The sequence below is a fragment of the Streptomyces sp. OfavH-34-F genome, assembly GCF_022347745.1.
GTDB lineage: Bacteria > Actinomycetota > Actinomycetes > Streptomycetales > Streptomycetaceae > Streptomyces.
This window is the reverse complement of sequence record NZ_JAKRGC010000390.1, coordinates 1-5,060: the sequence shown is the minus strand read 5'-3', so window position 1 is coordinate 5,060 and position 5,060 is coordinate 1. Positions and strand designations below refer to the sequence as shown.

Here is a 5,060-nt window from a genome sequence, read left to right as displayed (position 1 = left end):
GACGACGCCCGCCGCACCGCCCGCGCCCTGCGCGCCGAACGCGCCGAGATCGCCGGCGCCCCCGAGCACCTCCCGGAACCCGACGGCGACGCCCCCCGCCAGGCCCTGCCCGCCCTGCGCGAGGCGTACCGGGCGGCCTCCCAGCTCTACGAGAAGGTCGGCGTCGGCGCCGACCTGCGCGCCGAACAGGCCCGCGCCGAGAGCGACGAGAGCGCCGCGCTCGCCGAACTGGACCGCCTCACCAACAAGGTCCGCACCCGCGCCGCCCAGCTCCTGGAGGGCACCGACGGCGCCGACGGCCCCTCCCGGCAGGCCGCGGCCGCGCGCGCCGAATCCCTCGTCCAGCTCCTGGAGACCCGCGCCTCCACCGCCAGCGAGCAGCTCGGCCGGCTGCGCGGCGAGGCCGAACGCCTGGCCCCCGCGGACGGCGAGAGCGCGCACACCGAACTGCCCGAGGACCGGGTGCCCGCCGACGCCGACCAGGCCCAGGTCCTCCTGCGCACCGCCACCGCCGAACTGGCCGCCGCGAACGCCGCCCTGGACACCGCCCGCGCCGCCCACGCCGAACTGCTGCACGCCCACCGCACCGCCGAGGACGCGGCGGGCGGCTTCGACGAGACCGCCGCCCTGCTGCGCGACCTCCTCAGGGACCACGGCGCCGACGACGACCCGGAGGAGCCCGAGCCGTACCCCGGCGGCCTGGAGGAGGCTCGCCGGTCCGCCGCCGAGGCCCGCCGCTCCCTGCGCGGCTGCGCCGCCGACCTGTCCGCCGCCGAAGCGGCCGTCCGGGAGGCGAGCGACGTCCTCGTACGGCACGCCAACTCCACGCGCTACGAGCAGGTCCGCACCCCGGCCCGGCAGCAGATCCGCGAACTGCCCGCCGCCGCGCTCCCCGAACACGCGGAGAAGTGGGCCGCCGCCTTCGCGCCCCGGCTGCGGGTCCTCACCGACGAACTCGCCCAGCTGGAACGCAACCGCGACTCCATCGTGGACCGGCTCCGCGGCCTGGTGGAGTCCGCGCTCACCACGCTCCGCTCCGCCCAGCGGCTCTCCCGGCTCCCGGAGGGCCTGGGGGAGTGGTCCGGGCAGGAGTTCCTCCGTATCCGCTTCGAGGAGCCCGATCAGGCCACGCTGACCGAACGGCTCGGGGTCGTCATCGACGAGGCCACCAGGGCCGCCCTGCGGAAGAACTCCGACCTGCGCAGGGACGGCATGTCACTGCTGCTGCGCGGGGTGCAGGCGGCCCTCGAGCCCAAGGGCATCGCCGTGGAGATCCTCAAGCCGGACGCCGTGCTGCGGGCCGAGCGCGTGCCCGTGGGGCAGATGGGCGACGTCTTCTCCGGCGGGCAGCTCCTCACCGCCGCGATCGCCCTGTACTGCACGATGGCCGCCCTGCGCAGTAACGACCGGGGCCGCGACCGGGCCCAGCACCGGCACGCGGGCACGCTGTTCCTGGACAACCCGATCGGCCGGGCCAACGCCACCTACCTGCTGGAGCTCCAGCGCGCGGTGGCCGACGCGCTCGGCGTACAGCTGCTGTACACCACCGGCCTGTTCGACACGACGGCCCTCGCCGAGTTCCCCCTGGTCATCCGGCTGCGCAACGACGCGGACCTGCGGGCCGGGCTGAAGTACATCAGCGTCGAGGAGCACCTGCGGCCCGGCCTGCCGCAGCAGGAGCCGGGCACCGAGACGGTGCACGGCGAGATCACCGCCACCCGTATGTTCAAGCGGGCCGCCCCGGCCCCGAGGACCCCGGACGCGACGGAGACCGCGGCGGACGCGGCGGAGCCCCGTACGGCGTCCTAGGGGGCGTCAGGCGCGCGAGAGGCGCTTCGCGCTTCCGCGGTCCATCCGCGCCGCGTCCCGCCGCGCGGCGCGGGCCGCGCGCTTCGCCCTGCGCCGCTCGCGGCGCAGGGCCCGGGCCGAGCTGCTCGGCTCGGAGAGCACGCCGTTGCGCTGGTTCCACACCTGGCGGGTGATCCAGACGTCCAGCACCGCCCAGGTCGCCACCACCGTGCTCGCCACGCCGCTCAGCACCATCGGGAAGGAGAGCCAGGACCCGGCGAGCGCGGTCAGGAACGCCACCATCGCCAGAATCATCGTCAGCGCCATGATGAGCACCGCGCGCACGGCCGCCGTCCGCACCGGGTCCGGCATCCGCCGCCGCAGCGCGGGCTCCTCGATCCAGAGCGGCTGCCGGGGCACCGCCGCCCCCTCCCGCCGCCCGTCCGCGTCCCCCGTGCGTCCCACCGCGCTCCCACGCTCCTGTGTGTCCAAGGCCGTTCACTCCCACCGCTGTCCGACTTCAGGGTTGCTGCCCGGCATACACCCTTTCTACGCGGACGGTCCGTCCCGTCCGCCCGAGCGTGCCCCTTCAGCCCCTCTACCCCCGTACAGACAGACGAGTGACCGAGGGGGAAGATTCCGCCCACCCCGCACGAAACGAAGAATTCCAGCCAACCGGGTTGTGGAGGAACGTGCCACTCCTCAGGGGCTCTTCTGTCGCTTTCGTGAATTTCATCTCCCGGAATACCGGGACAAGCCATGGTCAACTCCCGGTAAGGCGGCCGAAAATCGTCCGGACATCCCTTCGAGTTGTCTGTGCGTCAGTAGTAGGCTCGCGCCGTTTGTTGACGAAGCCCATCCCCGAACCGGCGGGGATGACCTGGGAGAGGCCATGCGCTTTCGCGGAAAGTCCATCCGCAGGAAGATCGTGGCGTTGCTCGTGGTGCCGCTCGTCTCCCTCACCGCCCTGTGGGGATTCACCACCTACCTCACCGGCCGCGAGGCCGGGAAACTGCTGAGCGCGAGCGCCGTGGTGGACAAGGTGGGCCATCCCCTGGAGGACACCGTCCGGGTCATCCAGCGCGAGCGCCGCCAGACCCTGGTCTTCCTCGCCGACCCGCGCGCCTCCGACGCCCTGCCCGCGCTGCGCAGGCAGCGCGCCGCCACCGACCGCGTCGTGGCCGAAGTCAGCAGGGGCGCCAAGGAGAAGGACGTCCGCGACGCGCTCGGCGCCACCGCGGAGAACCAGCTCAACACCATTCTCGGCGCCGCCGAAGGCCTCGGCGCGCTGCGCGACTCCGTCGACGAACGCACCATCGGCCGGCTCAAGGCGATGGCCTACTACAACCGGCTGATCGACCCGTCCTACCGATTCCTCTCCGGTCTGCGCACCATGGAGAACGTCTCCATGGACCAGCAGTTCCGCGCCCTGACCGGATTATCCCGCGCCCGCGAAATGCTCTCCCGCGAGGACGCCCTGGTCGCCTCGGGCCTGCTGGCCGGCCGGCTGACCGCCCCCGAACTCCGCCAGATATCCGACCTCGTCGCCCAGCGCACCATGCTGTACGAGACCAATCTCGACCTCCTCCCGGCCGCCGAGCGCCGCCGCGTCCAGGAGTACTGGCGGGGCCCCGACAGCGAACCGCTGCGCTCCGCCGAGGAGAAGATCATCGGCGCGGGGCCCACCACCGGCCCGCGCACCGCCGACGCAGCCCGCTGGCAGGAAGTCGCCCCGGCCGCCCTCGACCGGCTGGCCAACGACTCCACCGAGATGAACAACCGTCTCAGGGACCGGGGCAAACCGGCCGGCTACGGCATCCTCATCAAGGCGGGCATCGCCGGCGTCCTCGGCTTCCTGGCCCTCCTCGTCTCCGTCTTCGTCTCCGTGCGCATCGGCCGGGAACTCGTCCGCGACCTCTCCCGGCTCCGCAAGGACGCCCACGAGGTCTCCGGCGTCCGCCTGCCCAGCGTGATGCGCCGCCTCGCCGCCGGCGAACAGGTCGACGTCGAGACCGAGTCCCCGCACCTGCAATACGAACGCGACGAGATCGGCCAGGTCGGCCAAGCCCTCAACACCCTCCAGCGCGCCGCCGTCGAGGCCGCCGTCAAGCAGGCCGACATGCGCCGCGGCGTCTCCGAGGTCTTCGTCAACCTCGCCCGCCGCAACCAGGTGCTGCTGCACCGCCAGCTGACGCTCCTGGACGCCATGGAGCGCCGAACCGAGAACACCGACGAACTCGCCGACCTCTTCCGCCTCGACCACCTCACCACCCGCATGCGCCGGCACGCCGAGGGTCTGGTGATCCTCTCCGGAGCCGCCCCCTCCCGGCAGTGGCGCAAGCCCATCCAGCTGATGGACGTGGTGCGCGCCGCCGTCGCCGAGGTCGAGGACTACGAGCGGATCGAGGTCCGCCGGCTGCCCCGCATCGGCGTGGGCGGCCCCGCCGTCGCCGACCTCACCCACCTGATCGCCGAACTCCTGGAGAACGCCACCGTGTTCTCGCCGCCGCACACCGGGGTCCAGGTGCACGGCGAACGCGTCGCCAACGGCTTCACGCTGGAGATCCACGACCGCGGGCTCGGCATGGCCCCGGACGTCCTCCTGGACGCCAACCTCCGGCTCGCCGAGACCCCCGAGTTCGAACTGTCCGACACCGACCGCCTCGGCCTCTTCGTGGTCAGCCGGCTCGCCCAGCGCCAGAACGTCCGGGTCTCCCTCCAGCCCTCCCCGTACGGCGGCACCACCGCCGTGGTGTTCATCCCCGCGGCGCTCCTCACCGACGCCCCCGAGTCGCACGGCACGGGCTTCCGGCTGGACCGCAGGTCCGAGAAGGCCATCGCCAGCAGCAGGCCCGGCGGCGCGGCCGGCCGCCCGGAGAAGACCGGCGAGGACACCGTCCCCGGCCGGCCGGGCGGGCTCTCGCCGGTCCCCACCGGGCTGATGGACCCCGCCCTGCTCAACGGGCCCGTCGAGCTGGAGGGCGACGAGCCGCTGGACTTCACCCGCGACCCGCTCCTGGAAGCGGTCACCGGCCCCGGCCTCGACCCCCTCCTCGACGGCGTGTCCGACCTGGAGGACACCGAGAGCGAACGCGGCGGCCTCTTCCGCGCCCGCGCCCTGCGCCGCGACGGCGACCGCGAACAGCACCAGCAGGCCGACGACGACGGCGTACGGGCCCTGCACCCGGCCGGGGCCAGGCCGCTGCCCCGGCGCCACCGCCCGCCGACGCTCGTCGCCGACCACGGCCGCCGCGTGGACCGGGCGGGCCGCG

The 5,060-nt window shown here is 73.7% G+C and carries 2 protein-coding genes and 1 pseudogene; 2 read left to right on the top strand and 1 reads right to left on the bottom strand.

Going from position 1 to position 5,060, the window contains the following annotated elements:
* Positions 1-1,809 (top strand): annotated as a pseudogene (locus MHW47_RS31725) (hypothetical protein); the annotation flags it as partial.
* A gap of 6 nt (positions 1,810-1,815) precedes the next feature.
* Here MHW47_RS31725 and MHW47_RS31720 read toward each other — a convergent pair.
* Positions 1,816-2,253 carry a hypothetical protein gene (locus MHW47_RS31720; RefSeq protein WP_239227314.1) on the bottom strand — a complete coding sequence of 146 codons (438 nt, stop codon included), beginning with the start codon at positions 2,251-2,253 and terminating at the stop codon, positions 1,816-1,818.
* A gap of 427 nt (positions 2,254-2,680) precedes the next feature.
* On the opposite strand from MHW47_RS31720, the gene MHW47_RS31715 reads away from it, so the two are divergent.
* Positions 2,681-5,060 (top strand): nitrate- and nitrite sensing domain-containing protein (locus MHW47_RS31715; RefSeq protein WP_239227313.1); only part of this gene is annotated, 2,380 nt, incomplete at its 3' end.